The sequence below is a fragment of the Niallia taxi genome, from assembly GCF_004005475.1.
Classification (GTDB): domain Bacteria; phylum Bacillota; class Bacilli; order Bacillales; family Cytobacillaceae; genus Niallia; species Niallia taxi.
In genome coordinates, this window is sequence record NZ_RZTZ01000022.1 from 1 (window position 1) to 15,051 (window position 15,051).

Here is a 15,051-nt window from a genome sequence, read left to right on the forward strand (position 1 = left end):
CTTTTTAAGTCCGCTCGACTTGCATGTATTAGGCACGCCGCCAGCGTTCGTCCTGAGCCAGGATCAAACTCTCCGATAAAGAGTAAGATTAGCTCATTGCTAAACTCTAGCTTTTGTTACTTGTTTTTGTTTCTATAACGAAGTTATAAAAACGATTATTGTTGACGTTTGTTTGTTCAGTTTTCAAAGAGCAATTATCTGCCGCTATCAGACGACTTTATTAATATTACCAGAAGCCATTTATATAGTCAACAGTTTTTTAAATTTATTTTTCATTTTCGTTACTGTCTTGTTTCAGCAACGAATATAAATATACCACCGTATTTAGTAGGATGCAACTATTTTTTTAAAGAAAAAATATTCTAATAACTATATCTCCATTTTACCCAGAAGAATTGGTCTAAAACCAACAGACAACCTAAATGTTTTCATTAAATTAAAAGCCCCGGAATGACCGTGCATTCCAGGGCTTAACAATTATGAGCGATGTCTCATTAACGGGAATAATAGTACGTCCCTGATTGATGGTGCATTTGTCAAAAGCATTACTAGTCTATCGATACCGATTCCTAGTCCACCTGTAGGAGGCATACCATATTCAAGAGCCTCTACAAAGTCATCATCCATAAGATGCGCTTCATCATTTCCTTGCTCACGCTCTTTCACCTGAGCTTCGAATCTTTCTCTTTGATCGATTGGATCATTTAATTCAGTAAAGGCATTTGCATGCTCTCTTCCTACAATGAACAATTCAAAACGATCAGTGAAGCGTGAATCTTCATCATTCTTTTTCGCTAATGGTGAGATTTCAAGCGGATGCCCATAAATAAACGTAGGCTGAATCAGCTTTTCCTCTACTCTTTGCTCAAAGAACTCATTGACAATATGTCCGTAAGTCATATTATCATTAATTTCTATATTATTTTCTTTAGCTAATTTTCTAGCTTCCTCAACTGTCATATGTGGCCAGAAATCAACACCAGTATATTGTTTAATTGCATCAACCATATGCAGTCTTGTCCACTCTGGTTTTAGATTAACTTCGTATTCACCATATGGTATTGTAGTTGTTCCATGTATTTCTTGAGCGATATGCGCTACAAGGTTTTCTGTCAGACTCATAATATCACGATAGTCTGCATATGCCTCATAAAGTTCAATCATCGTAAACTCAGGGTTATGTCTTGTAGAAACCCCTTCATTTCTAAATACACGTCCAATTTCATAAACCTTCTCCATACCGCCGACAATCAGTCTTTTCAGATGAAGTTCAATAGCGATACGCATATATAAAGGCATATCTAATGCATTATGATGTGTAATAAACGGACGCGCAGATGCACCGCCTGCAATTGAATGCATCATCGGTGTTTCTACTTCTAGATAACCGTTGTCATCCAAATATCTGCGCATAGATTGAATGATTTTACTGCGAAGAATGAATGTATGCTTACTTTCTTCACTTGAAATCAAATCAAGATAGCGCTGACGGTAACGCTGCTCAATATCTTTCAGACCGTGGAACTTATCTGGCAGTGGACGCAATGCTTTTGTCAGCAATGTGAAATCCTTAACCTTTATAGAAAGTTCACCAACATTCGTTTTGAATAGAGTTCCCTCTACACCAACTATGTCTCCTAAGTCAACAGTATTAAAGATAGCATATTGTTCCTCGCCAACAGCATCTTTTCTTACATAAAGCTGTATTTGCCCTTCAAGGTCTTGAATATGAGCAAAACCTGCTTTACCTTTACCTCTTTTTGTCATTACTCTTCCTGCAATAGAAACGAGAATGCCTTTTTCCTCAAGCTCTTCCTTTGTAAAAGAATCGTATTGGCTTTTCAATTCCTGTGATAAGTGAGTACGCTCAAATCTTTTACCGAAAGGATCTATACCTTGATCACGAAGATCAGTCATTTTGTTTCGTCTTACTTGTAATTGGTCATTTAAATTCAATTCTTCATGACTCATACTAAAATCATCTCCACTATCTTTATTTATGTATGACACCCATAAGGAAACCGTAACTTTAATTACATACTTTATTATTCTACACAATGTTACAACTACAGACACTAAAAAAGAAAAAAAACTGCCAGTTTTTTTCACCGGCAGCCTTTTAGTCGGGTATATGCAATAGAAATAAGGTAATTATCCTACTTGTATTTCCTTTTCCTTCGTTTCTGGTACTAAGCTATTTAATACAGAAACAAGCTGCTCACGAGTTTCACATTCATTAACAGCATTACGCACCTTCCCATTGCCAGGGATTCCCTTTAAATACCATGCTGCATGCTTTCTCATTTCTCTAATGGCGACATATTCACTTTTCAATTTAATTAAACGATCCAAATGAAGAATGCATACATCTATTTTTTCACGTGCTGTTGGCTCTTCCAAAAGCACTCCTGTTTCGAGGTAGTTCACAGTTTGATAAATCATCCACGGATTACCTAATGCAGCTCTGCCGATCATTACTGCATCACAACCAGTTTCTTCAAGCATTCTTTTAGCATCCTGTGGCGTGTTCACGTCTCCATTCCCGATAAGCGGAATGTTAATAGATTGCTTAACCTCACGAATAATGTCCCAGTTTGCTTGACCTTCATACAACTGAACTCGAGTACGGCCATGCAGGGACACTGCTGAACCACCGGCACGCTCAACTGCCTGGGCATTTCGCACAGCATATATATGCTCTTCATCCCAGCCCATGCGCATTTTCACTGTAACTGGCTTATCTACCGCTTCAACTACAGCTGAAACCATGTCATAAATCTTATTTGGATCAAGAAGCCATTTTGCACCTGCATCGCATTTCGTAATTTTAGGTACAGGACAGCCCATATTGATATCAATAATATCAGCATTAGTATTCTTATCAACAAACCGAGCCGCTTCAACTAATGTATCCTTTTCACCACCGAATATTTGCAAGCTTAAAGGATTTTCTCGTTCATCTATATATAACATGTTCATAGTCTTTTGGTTTTTCGAAACAATCCCTTTATCACTGATCATTTCTGCACAAACCAAGCCAGCACCGAATTCCTTCACTGTTAAGCGAAATGCCGAGTTTGATATTCCTGCCATCGGCGCTAAAACAACACGGTTTTTCATCTCAACATTGCCAATCTTAAACAAACAATTACCTCCTTCTTGCATTACCTATTAACATTTGGATCTAACTCTTCTCTGCTTATATTTAAAACTCTAACGATTGAGTCAATAATCTCATCAGAGGGAACCCTGTTTCCTCTTTCTATTTCTCCCAATATCGATACAGACACAAGCAGTTCTTTCGCCAATTTCTCTTGTGTATATCCTTTTAGTTTTCGAAAAGCTCGAATACGTCTTCCCCATTTTTCTGATGTCTCCATACTCTTACTCCTTCTTTATCATGCAAAAGCTCTAGACTTTCTTTTAAATGCGTTGATTTATTCGGTACCTTCACGAAAGGAGCTATCTCTATAAGCGGAATTAACACAAACGCCCGCTCCTCCATTCTTGGATGTGGAATAATTAGTTTCTCTGATTCTATATTTTCGTGATTAAACAATAAAATGTCAAGGTCTATTGTTCGAGGCCCCCATCTTAATATCCTTTTCCTTCCAAGCCTTTGTTCAATATCTTGGCAAGCCCCTAATAAATCAAATGGGGAGAGAGAAGTCCTTACTTGTACAGCTATATTCAAAAACATTTCCTGTTCCTCAAACCCTACAGGATCAGTTTCATAAATGGAGGAAACACTTACCACTTCTATGCTTTCATTCTTTTCTAGCATAAGCACAGCTTCTCTTAAGTTTTGTAGCCGTTCACCTATATTTGAACCTAATGATAAATATGCAGTGTTACTCATTAACGTTTCCTCAATATCTCAACAGAAACAGATTGATAATGACCAGGAATAGGTGGATCGGGCTTAATAACACGAACCATTACACTTTGAATTCGATTGTAGCTGTTCAGCATTTTTTTAGCTATTGCTTCAGCGACAGCTTCAATTAATTTGAGCGGTTCACCTTCTACAATTTCCTTAACATCAAAATAAAGCTGCCCATAATTAATGGAATACTCCAGGTTATCCGTTGTGCCTGCTTGTTGTAAATCTGCCTCTACTTCTAAATCAATGATAAACCTTTGCCCTAGTTTTGTTTCCTCTTGAAAAACCCCATGATAGCCATAGAATTCCATCTTGTTTAATGCTATCTTATCCACTGTACTGCCCCTTTCCCATTAAAGCATCCATCATGCGAGCCATTCTTGTCATTTCCTTGACATCATGAACTCGAATAATTTGGCAGCCCTTTTGTATACCGAAGCATACTGTAGCTCCCGTTCCTTCCATTCTTTCTGATACTGGCAAATCTAGAACATTACCGATCATAGATTTTTTGGAAGTACCAAGCAGAACAGGATAACCTAACGCTACAAGCTTGTCCAAGTTCCGCATCATTTCTAGGTTAGTTGTTAAGTTCTTAGCAAATCCTATTCCTGGGTCAAGAATGATCTTATCTTTATTTACTCCAGCCTTGAGAGAAATATTAATGCTTTCTTTCATGTCAGCAAGTACATCATCTATGAATGACTGATAGTCCTGGTCATTGCGATTATGCATAAGAATAATCGGCGCATCATAATCCGCTGCTACAGTAGCAATTTCCGGCTCCCGTTTTGCCCCCCATATATCATTAATGATATGTGCTCCTGCTGCCATAGCTGACCTTGCTACACTTGCCTTATATGTATCAATAGAGATAGGAACATCCACTTCCTTTGAGAGTAACTCAATAATAGGAACAACCCGCTCTATTTCTTCTTCTGCTGTTATCTCGATGTATCCTGGTCTTGTTGATTCCCCGCCAATATCTAAAATATCAGCACCGTTTTCTACCATTTCCACTGCATGCTTCAATGCCTTATCCAGATTATTATACTTTCCTCCATCTGAAAAAGAATCTGGATTAACATTCAATATCCCCATAATTAGTGTTTTTTCATTAAAGGGAAGTCTATATTTTCCACAATGTATTTCCTTCATTTCACCTAATACCTCCAAGCTCAGCAATTGACCATAATGTCGAACAGCTTTTTTTGTATTCCTTATGAAGCATTTGTACCATTTGGCCTTCTGCTCCTTTATAATTGTTCAACCCAATACTTTTGATTGGAATGATTTCCTGAATGGAGTTTGTGGCAAAAACCTCATCTGCCTGTAACAGCTCATCAGGAAAATAAAGCCCCTCTCTTACCTCTAAGCCTGTCCGGTTTGCTTGCGCAAGGATATATTGTCTAGTGATTCCGTTCAATATTCCCGTTTCCAAACTTGGTGTATATAAGAACTTATCTTTTATCCAAAAAAGATTAGATGTTATCCCTTCAGCCACATAGCCCTCTTTTGTCAGAAAAATCCCTTCCGTCAGAACATCATCACCAATTTCTCTTTTCGCTAAAAGATTATTTAAATAATGGTGTGACTTAAGCCTTTCACTACCCTCAGGTGTATTTCTGTTTATCTTCAGCCAGTCCGCGTTTTTCTCTGTCAGTTTTTCTGTTGTTTGTAATGGTTTCATATACATTATAACGTTTGAATCATTATAGGGAGTTGTTTGAAGTCCTATTTCTCCTATTCCTGCAGAAACATTAAATCGAATATATGCATTCTCCAGTCTGTTTTCTGTTAATAATCGCTGGATAATAGCATTTATTTCTTCCCTTTGAAACCTGCGGGTAATGTTCAACTGTCCGAGCCCCTTATTTAACCGCTCTAAATGGCTGTCTAATAGGAACGGATGTTTGTTATATGTTCGAAATGTCTCAAACAATCCGACTCCATACATAAACCCATGATCAAAAACAGATACATATGCCTTTTCCTTAGGGAGGATTTCTCCATTTATATAAATATACACGGTCAGGATACATCCCCTTTTTTATATAGCTCCACAAAGTTAGACAAAAGCTCCATACCTGCAGTTGTCATAATTGATTCAGGATGAAATTGGACGGCCTCAACAGGCAACTCTTTATGGCGTAAGCCCATAATTTCCCCTGCATCAGTCCAAGCAGATACCTCTAAACAATCAGGCAAGGAGTGCATCTCTACAATAAGAGAATGATATCTTGTTGCAGGGAAAGGATTTGGTAGTCCCCGGAATATTGTTTTATTATCATGATGGATAAGTGATGTTTTTCCATGCATTAAATTTTCAGCTTGAATTACTGTGCCACCGAACACTTGAGCAATCGCCTGATGACCTAAACAAACTCCGAAAATAGGAAGCTCTCCAGCAAAAGTACTAATCGCCTCCAGACTTATCCCTGCTTCATTTGGTGTACACGGCCCTGGTGATATCATTAAATACTCCGGCTGTTTCCTTCTTATCTCTTCAATAGAAGTCTTATCATTACGGCTGACGGTCAGTTCCTTCCCTAATGAGCCTAAATATTGCACTAGATTATACGTAAATGAATCATAGTTATCGATCATGTATATCATTTTTTCCACCTACTTCTCCTCTGCCAGCTCTTTTGCATTCCATAAAGCTCTGGCTTTTTTCATTGATTCCTTATATTCATTACTCGGGACAGAATCGATAACTATACCAGCTCCTGCTTGTACATATGCTTTATTATCCTTTACGAGCATTGTCCTAATCATGATGTTTAATTCAACATCGTTATTAAATCCAATCCAGCCAAGTGAACCAGTATATGGCCCTCTCCTGACCGGCTCCAGCTCTTCAATAATTTCCATCGTTCGTATTTTCGGAGCTCCCGTTATCGTTCCTCCTGGAAACATACTGTCTATTAAATCATATTCATCACACTCAGGAGCAAGCCTTCCTCTTACATTTGATACAATATGCATGACATGTGAATATTTTTCTATTGCCATGAATTCATTCACTTCAACGGAGCCGTATTCACTTACCTTGCCTAGGTCATTTCGCTCTAGGTCAACAAGCATGACATGCTCTGCTCGTTCTTTTTCACTGCCGATCAGTTCATCTGCAAGCCTTTGATCTTCCTGATTATCCTTACCTCTTGATCTTGTCCCCGCTATTGGACGTGTACTAATCTCATTGCCCTTTTTCTTCACTAACAGTTCAGGTGATCCAGAAACAAGCTGAAATTCTGGTGTGTGAAAATACCCCATATACGGTGATGGATTCAGAATGCGCAGTTGATTGTACACATCCAAGGCTGATACGCCCAAAGGCTTCATTTGCCGAACAGATAGGTTCACTTGAAAAACGTCACCCTGAGCAATATAATCTTGTATCTTCCTAACCGATTGCTGGAACTCGTTATCCTTTATAGAAACTTGTTGCCCCTCCGTTTTTTCAGGCGTTATCGCTTGAAGCTTGGAATCTTTCCGCTCTTGAAATTTCCCCACTGCTGCCTCTATGCCATCCTTCGCAGCAGTAATATTTTCGTCTGTGTAAAGGATAGATAACCATAACTTATTTTCCTGCAAATCATAAACATACCAATTGTCAAAGAGCATGAAGAAAACATCTGGCGTTTCTAAATCATCTGTTGCCAGATTTGGAAGTTCTTCGATATAGCGAATATAATCATAGCTGATGAATCCAATTGCTCCTCCTTGAAACTCAGGAGACTCATGGTTACTCTCCACTTCATATTCCTTCATCTTCTCTTTAACGGAATGGAGTGGATTGCCTTTAATTATCGTTGTACCATCTATGTCTGCTATTTCTAATGAATTATTCTTTCCAATCATTGTGACGATAGGGTTCATTGCAGAAATACTGTATCTTCCACCCCTTCCACTTTCCAAAATGGTATAATATTGCGCTTCCTGAGCCATCTGGATAAACTGTTCATAAAACTGTTCGTATGAAATGCTTATACTTCTGCTAAAAACCTTATATTTTTTCACTTCACTATCGCTCCTTCGAATTCTCTTTTATCATCATACATGATGAATTGAAGGAAAACCAAAAAAATTGACAACAAAAAAAGCAGCCTAAGGAGGCCGCTTTTATTCTTTTTTATTACTCTTCATCAAATTGATATAATGCTGTGCTCAAATAACGTTCTCCGTTACTTGGAATAACTGCTACAACTTTTTTACCCTTGCCTAGCTCTTTAGCAACCTTCAATGCAGCATAGATTGCAGCACCAGAAGAGATTCCACCAAGAATACCTTCCTCTTTACCTGCTTTTCTAGCATACTCGAACGCTTGTTCTGTTGTTACTTGGATGATATCATCATAAACTTCGCTGTTTAGGATTTCCGGAACGAAGCCTGCTCCAATTCCTTGGATTTTGTGTGGACCAGGTTTTCCACCAGATAAAACTGGGGAATCCGTTGGTTCCACTGCATATATTTTAATATCATTATACTTTTCTTTCAGAACTTCCCCGGCACCCGTAATTGTTCCGCCAGTTCCAATTCCAGCGATAAATGCATCAACGCTATCATCACCAAAAGCTGCAACGATTTCTGGTCCAGTAGTGTTTCTATGAACTTCTGGATTAGATGCGTTCTTGAACTGCTGTGGAAGGAAATAACCATTTTCCTTAGCTAATTCTTCTGCTTTGCGGATAGCACCGCCCATGCCCTCAGGACCTGGTGTCAATACTAGTTCAGCACCGTATGCTCGTAGCAAGTTACGGCGTTCTAAACTCATTGTTTCAGGCATTACAAGGATTGACTTATAACCCTTTGCTGCAGCAACCATTGCTAGACCAATCCCAGTGTTACCACTAGTAGGTTCAATAATTGTACTTTCCGGCTTCAAGTCACCGCTCTTTTCAGCTGCTTCTATCATTGCTAGAGCAATACGGTCTTTAACACTGCTCCCAGGATTCATATATTCTAATTTAAGGTATACATCTGCACTTGATTCATCTGTTAAACGGTTTAATTTCACAATAGGAGTTTGACCTATTAAATCTACAATTGAGTTAGCAATACGAGTCATTCTTAATCTCTCCCTTATCTTTAATCCGAGTATATTAATTGGTATTGTATTATTAATTTATCAATGAATGCCTATTTTGTCAATTGATTTGTTCTTATTTTCTGAAAAAACCCAAATGGACTATTTGCTGTAAAAATCTAACGATAACACAGAAAAAAAGAGCCTGTGCACTTTGGCACTTGGCTCTTATCTTCACTTCGCTTCTTCAAGTAGCTCTTCTAGTTCCTCTTTAGAGAATAGGTATTTTTCATTACAGAAATGACAGTGTGCTTCAGCCTTTTCATCTGTTGCTATCATATCTTCTAGCTCTGCTTTACCTAAACTGATTATTGCATTAGTAAATCGTTCTTTAGAGCATGTACATGTAAAGGAAACCGGCATTGTTTCAATAATCTTCAAATTATCCTTTTCGAATATCTCTTCAAGGATTTCCTCTGGAGTAAGGCCTCTTTGAATTAATTTTGAAATTGGCGGTATTTGTTGTAATCTCTGCTCAATTTTCGTGATTGTTTCGTCATCTGTGCCTGGTAAAAGCTGAATGATAAAACCCCCAGCAGCAAGAATTGAATTATCAGGATTTACAAGCACTCCAACACCAACAGATGATGGCACTTGCTCGGAAGTTACTAAGTAGTAGGTGAAATCATCCCCTAGCTCACCAGAAACAATCGGCACTTGGCCAGTAAAGTAGTCACGCATGCCAATGTCCTTCACAACAGAAAGTGTTCCCTCTGTCCCGACAGCTCTTCTTACATCTAGTTTTCCGTTTTCATTAAGGTCAAAATGTGTTTGTGGGTTTGTTACGTAACCTCTCACTTCACCCTTTGCGTTACCATCAGCCAAAATCGCTCCTATAGGTCCGCCACCATCAACTTTTACAGTTAATTTTTGATCACCCTTTAGCATCGCTCCCAGCATTACTGTTGCAGACAATGTTCTCCCTAACGCAGCAGATGCAGTCGGCCATGTGTAATGTCTGCGCTGTGCTTCTGCAACTGTCTCTGTGCTTTTTACAGCATATGCACGCACTTGGTCATTAAAAGCTAATGCCTTTACTAAATAGTCACTCATAAAATACCCCTTTTCTTATTATCTTCTCCCAGCAATATAGTGTTATTTGCTTTCTTTGTTCTTTTTATATATAAGCTGTAGCCCCTTTAATGTTAAAAATGGATCTACCATGTCAATCGCACTCGATTCTTGACTAATAAGGTTAGCTAAACCTCCAGTTGCAATTACTTTCGGGTTTTCCTTGCTCTGTTCTTTCATTCTTTTTACAATACCCTCAACTTGTCCTACATATCCATATAATATCCCGGATTGCATTGCCGATACTGTATTTTTACCAACGACTCCATCAGGTCGGGCAATCTCTATTCTTGGCAGCTTAGCAGCCTTTGAATAAAGCGCTTCTGTCGCAATATTAATGCCAGGTGCAATTGCTCCACCCATATATTGCTTATGTTCGTTTATATAACAAAAAGTTGTTGCTGTACCAAAATCTACAACAATTAACGGGCTGCCGTATTCATGAATAGCTGCAACTGCATTCACTATTCTGTCAGCACCAACCTCTTTTGGATTATCATATTTAATGTTTAATCCTGTTTTCGTTCCAGGACCCACCACTAAAGGCTTAATATTAAAGTACTTCTGGCACATTCTCTCTAAAGAGAACATGATAGGAGGAACTACAGATGAAATGATAATCCCATCAATATCCGAGAACTTCAAACCAACATGGTCAAACAGGGACTTAATAATCATGCCATACTCATCCTCTGTTTTAAATCTGTTTGTCTCAATTCTCCAATGTTGAGTCAATTTATCGCCATCATATACTCCAAGTACCATATTTGTATTCCCAATATCAAAAACAAAAATCAAAGTCAGTCACCACTTTTTTAGTATTCTTCAAACATCATCTATTTAAGCAGCGGCTGCCTTCAATAGATGTATGGATTATCAGCACTAAATATCATAACATACGAGCATTTGTAAGTGAAATCCAATGACCTCAGGCAAAGTAAAAAAAAGGGATGCACCATGTGCATCCCTTTTTGTAACAGCCCAATCACTGACGATTAATCTTGTTTAGGCTCTTCATCTTCTTTTTTCATGTTGATGTTAACTTTCACATCATCATTAGTGAAAGAGTCAGCTTTTTTTGTACGATCTGGAAGAACTCCATCCTTATAAAGGCTGTTGATTTGCTCTGCATCCAATGTTTCGATTTCTAACAATGTTTCAGCAATCAAGTTTAGTTTTTCCCTGTTTTCAGTTAAGATCGTTTTCGCTCTTTCATAGCTCTCTTTAATGATGCGTTGAATTTCCTGGTCAATATCGTAAGCAATAGCATCTGAATAGTTTTGCTCATTATTCAAATCTCTACCAAGGAACACTTGGCCTCCTTGCGCTTGGCCAAACTGAAGTGGTCCTAGCTTTTCACTCATTCCATATTCAGTAACCATTTTGCGTGCAATATTTGTTGCTCTTTGGAAGTCATTATGTGCACCAGTGCTGACTTCGCCAAAGACGATGTCTTCTGCCACACGACCACCAAGCAGACCAGTAATCTTATCTAATAACTCTTTCTTAGTCATTAGGAAGCGATCTTCTTTAGGAAGCATTACTGCATATCCTCCAGCTTGCCCCCTTGGTACGATAGTAACCTTGTGTACCATATCTGCTTCATCAAGAACAACCCCAATGATTGTATGACCAGCTTCATGATAGGCAACAATGTTTCTTTCCTTTTTAGAGATGACACGGCTTTTCTTAGATGGACCAGCGATAACACGATCTGTCGCCTCATCCATATCTTCCATATCAATCTTTTTCTTATCTGATCTTGCAGCAACAAGTGCTGCTTCATTCAATAGGTTTTCCAAGTCTGCACCTGAGAAACCTGGTGTACGCATTGCAATACTCTTTAAGTCAACAGATGAATCTAATGGCTTATTGCGAGCATGTACACGTAATACAGCTTCACGGCCTGTTACATCAGGTCTGTCAACAGTGATCTGACGGTCAAATCGGCCTGGACGTAATAACGCTGGGTCAAGAATGTCCGGTCGGTTAGTTGCAGCGATAATGATTATCCCTTCATTTGCACCAAACCCGTCCATTTCAACCAATAGCTGGTTCAAAGTTTGTTCACGCTCGTCATGGCCTCCGCCAAGACCTGCTCCACGCTGACGCCCTACAGCATCAATCTCATCTATAAAGATAATACATGGTGCATTCTTTTTCGCTGTTTCAAATAGGTCACGTACACGAGATGCACCGACCCCTACAAACATTTCTACAAAGTCAGATCCGCTGATGGAGAAGAATGGAACGCCTGCTTCACCTGCTACTGCTCTTGCAAGCAATGTTTTACCTGTTCCTGGAGGTCCATTAAGAAGGACACCCTTAGGAATTCTTGCGCCTAACTCAGCAAATTTCCTTGGATCTTTCAGGAATTCTACAACTTCCACTAGCTCTTGCTTCTCTTCATCCGCTCCTGCTACATCTTTAAAACGGACTTTCTTCTTCTCTTCATTATAAAGCTTCGCTTTGCTCTTACCGAAGTTCATAACACGGCTGCCGCCGCCTTGAGCTTGGTTAAGCAAGAAGAAGAACAAGATGAATATAATGACAAAAGGAATAATAGAAGTAAAGAATGTCACCCAGCTGCTTGTTTCTTGTGCAGGAAGGACATCAATTTTTGATCCTTCTGTAGCCGCTTTATCAATACGGTTTTGAACAGTTTCATTATTCGTTACATAGGATACGAAGTATTCGTCCTTACTGTAAGAATCTAGCTGTCCTCGTAATTCTAAAACGCCTCGTTCTGGTTGCTGTGTAATGGAACTGACATCACCTGCTTCAAGGTGCTCAATCAGCTCGGTATACGATAATTGCTTGGTTGGTTCGTTATTTCCATTAAAGAAACTTACCACACCAATAATTACTAAAAATATCAATAAATAAAAGATGGTATTACGGAAAATACGGTTCATCCCTTACCTCCTCCCACGGTAAACAAACTATATTGTATAGTAACATAGAAAATTGTGTAAATTCAAGAAATTACCCTCTTGAAAACGAAACTTCCCAGTTACTCCACTTACTCGTTAGTGTTAGTATAAACTTCTGGTTTTAAAACGCCGATATAAGGCAAATTGCGGTATCTTTCTGCATAATCCAGACCGTAACCAACTACAAATTCATCTGGGACGATAAAACCAATGTAATCAGCTTGTAAATCTACTTTCCTTCCAGAAGGCTTATCAAGCAGTGTCACAATCTTGATTGATTTTGCTTTGCGATAGCGGAATAGTTCAACAAGATAGCTCAATGTCAAACCGCTGTCAATGATGTCTTCAAGAATAAGGATATCTCTACCCTCAACAGAAGTATCCAAATCCTTAAGGATTTTTACCTCACCTGAAGAAACAGTGGAATTTCCATAGCTTGATACATCCATGAAATCCATTTCAAGATATGTATCCATGCGTTTTAAAAGGTCAGCCATAAATGGCATTGCCCCTTTAAGCACCCCAATAGCCAAAGGAAACTTATCCTTGTAGTCCTCTGTCAATTGTTGTCCAAGGTCTTTAATCTTGCTTTGTAATTCTCCCTCAGAAATCAATATTTTTTCAATATCATGTTTCATTGCTTGTGTGCCCCCTAGAAGATCATTGCTTTTTATATGTTATTAATAGATTATAACCACTATTCGCCTGCTTTAAAGAATAAACAGATTTTTTTAAACCTGGGAGCCATAAAATGTTATCGTTCCCATCTGTAACAATTGGCCAGCTGTCTCTCTCTTGCAGAGGAATCTTTGCATCGATGAATATACTCTTTACTTTCTTCATCCCATCCATTCCTCTAACTTTTATCCTGTCTCCATTCCTCCTTGTTCTTATAACAATAGGTAATGTAATTAAATCAGAATCGACTATAATAGCATCTTCAGTCGCATATAGAGTGTTGCTAGTATATTCTACCCTAATATAATACCCATTTGGTAATAATATCTCTCCCGTTTTTAAAATTTCATAATAAAAGGGTGCATTTGGAGAAATGTTTAATTGAAAGTGTGCCAAATTGTAGGATTTGACTACCTTCAAACCTTCTGGGAGATCAATTTTTCCGGAAGAATGTGGATTTTGAAATAATGTAATTATTTGGTTAGTATGTATGGCGGATAATGAAGATATCTTCTCTTTATAGAGATAATTTAATATTAGATGAATACATCTTCTTTGTAAAGAAATAGCTATTGAGAGAAATGCTTCAATGTCAATGGTTATTTCATTTTCCTTCTGATTCTTTACAACTTGATCCCAAATGGTTTTTGTTGCCTCCATTAAAAAAGCCTCATCCTCGGCCGCTTCTTCGCTAAACCGTTGAAAATGCGCTGTGGCATTTGGGTTCTCTTTTTTCAAAAATGGAAGAACATGCTTTCGAAATCTATTCCTGCTGTAGACTTCCTTATCATTACTCGGATCTCTTCTAGGGAAAAGCATATACTTATTACAGTATTCCTCTATTTCCTGTTTTTCTAAACATAAAAATGGCCTAAATAAACTTCCTGGCCCAAACGGACGGCTGAAAGGTATTCCAGCTCTAGCCTTGGCACTGCTACCTCTAGTCAAGCGCATCAAAATCGTTTCCACCTGATCATCTCCATGATGTCCAAGAGCAAGGAAAGGAATCTCGTATTCATCCATTACTTCCTTGTAGAATGCATAACGGTACTCTCTTGATGTCATTTGACCGTTTCTTCCTGTTTCCTCTATTATTGCCGGCATATTAATTTGTTTCCACTTGATAGGGATAGACCTATCTTTGCAAAAATCTTCAACAAATTTTGCCTCTTCCAGCGATTCCTCCCCTCTGAACATATGATCCACATGGGCAGCAATCACACTAATATTCCAAGTCGACTCCCTGCTCCATAGGAAATGGAGAAGGGCAAGGGAATCAGGTCCTCCAGATACGCCTACCAAAACTTTTTTCCCACTTAGAACTATTCCTTTTTTTCGTAAATACTCTTCTACCTTTTCTTCTAACATAAAAAATACTTCCTTAATTTATCACTATT

The 15,051-nt window shown here is 38.5% G+C and carries 15 protein-coding genes and 1 rRNA gene; all 16 read right to left on the bottom strand.

The window, feature by feature from the left end:
* Positions 1–79, bottom strand: a 16S ribosomal RNA gene (locus tag EM808_RS26375); the annotation flags it as partial.
* Positions 80–477: 398 nt separating this feature from the next.
* Positions 478–1,971, bottom strand: coding sequence for a lysine--tRNA ligase (lysS, locus tag EM808_RS26380; RefSeq protein WP_127742486.1), 1,494 nt, complete (start codon positions 1,969–1,971; stop codon positions 478–480).
* A 180-nt stretch (positions 1,972–2,151) separates the two neighbouring features.
* Positions 2,152–3,144 carry a tRNA dihydrouridine synthase DusB gene (gene dusB, locus EM808_RS26385; RefSeq protein WP_127742488.1) on the bottom strand — a complete coding sequence of 331 codons (993 nt, stop codon included), beginning with the start codon at positions 3,142–3,144 and terminating at the stop codon, positions 2,152–2,154.
* Positions 3,145–3,164: 20 nt separating this feature from the next.
* Positions 3,165–3,380: a helix-turn-helix domain-containing protein gene (locus tag EM808_RS26390; protein ID WP_127742490.1), complete on the bottom strand. Its 216-nt coding sequence runs from the start codon at positions 3,378–3,380 to the stop codon at positions 3,165–3,167.
* Entirely contained in the window at positions 3,329–3,859 is a 531-nt protein-coding gene (gene folK, locus EM808_RS26395; protein ID WP_127742492.1) for a 2-amino-4-hydroxy-6-hydroxymethyldihydropteridine diphosphokinase, read from the bottom strand. The genes EM808_RS26390 and folK overlap by 52 nt, the downstream gene beginning before the upstream one ends.
* The gene (gene folB, locus EM808_RS26400) at positions 3,859–4,218 is read right to left on the bottom strand and encodes a dihydroneopterin aldolase (protein WP_127742494.1); all 360 of its coding nucleotides are present in this window, start codon (positions 4,216–4,218) and stop codon (positions 3,859–3,861) included. Before folB ends, folK begins: the two co-directional genes overlap by 1 nt.
* Complete coding sequence (folP, locus tag EM808_RS26405; RefSeq protein ID WP_127742496.1) at positions 4,211–5,041, bottom strand: dihydropteroate synthase; 831 nt, start codon at positions 5,039–5,041, stop codon at positions 4,211–4,213. The genes folB and folP overlap by 8 nt, the downstream gene beginning before the upstream one ends.
* A 1-nt stretch (position 5,042) precedes the next feature.
* Entirely contained in the window at positions 5,043–5,912 is an 870-nt protein-coding gene (gene pabC / locus EM808_RS26410) for an aminodeoxychorismate lyase (RefSeq protein ID WP_127742498.1), read from the bottom strand.
* A 2-nt stretch (positions 5,913–5,914) separates the two neighbouring features.
* Positions 5,915–6,499, bottom strand: a complete 585-nt coding sequence (gene pabA, locus EM808_RS26415; RefSeq protein WP_127742587.1) for an aminodeoxychorismate/anthranilate synthase component II — start codon at positions 6,497–6,499, stop codon at positions 5,915–5,917.
* 9 nt (positions 6,500–6,508) lie between these two features.
* Positions 6,509–7,906 (bottom strand): anthranilate synthase component I family protein, encoded by a 1,398-nt coding sequence (locus EM808_RS26420; RefSeq protein ID WP_127742500.1) that lies wholly within the window; start codon positions 7,904–7,906, stop codon positions 6,509–6,511.
* A gap of 115 nt (positions 7,907–8,021) precedes the next feature.
* A complete protein-coding gene (cysK, locus tag EM808_RS26425; RefSeq protein WP_127742502.1) occupies positions 8,022–8,954 on the bottom strand; it encodes a cysteine synthase A in 933 nt (310 codons plus the stop codon).
* Between the two features lie 192 nt (positions 8,955–9,146).
* Positions 9,147–10,025, bottom strand: a complete 879-nt coding sequence (gene hslO / locus EM808_RS26430; protein WP_127742504.1) for an Hsp33 family molecular chaperone HslO — start codon at positions 10,023–10,025, stop codon at positions 9,147–9,149.
* Positions 10,026–10,067: 42 nt separating this feature from the next.
* Entirely contained in the window at positions 10,068–10,841 is a 774-nt protein-coding gene (locus EM808_RS26435) for a type III pantothenate kinase (RefSeq protein ID WP_127742506.1), read from the bottom strand.
* Between the two features lie 197 nt (positions 10,842–11,038).
* Complete coding sequence (ftsH, locus tag EM808_RS26440) at positions 11,039–12,958, bottom strand: ATP-dependent zinc metalloprotease FtsH (RefSeq protein WP_127742508.1); 1,920 nt, start codon at positions 12,956–12,958, stop codon at positions 11,039–11,041.
* 107 nt (positions 12,959–13,065) lie between these two features.
* A complete protein-coding gene (gene hpt, locus EM808_RS26445) occupies positions 13,066–13,614 on the bottom strand; it encodes a hypoxanthine phosphoribosyltransferase (RefSeq protein WP_127742510.1) in 549 nt (182 codons plus the stop codon).
* A gap of 22 nt (positions 13,615–13,636) precedes the next feature.
* Positions 13,637–15,022 carry a tRNA lysidine(34) synthetase TilS gene (gene tilS, locus EM808_RS26450; protein WP_127742512.1) on the bottom strand — a complete coding sequence of 462 codons (1,386 nt, stop codon included), beginning with the start codon at positions 15,020–15,022 and terminating at the stop codon, positions 13,637–13,639.
* Positions 15,023–15,051: the final 29 nt, after the last annotated feature.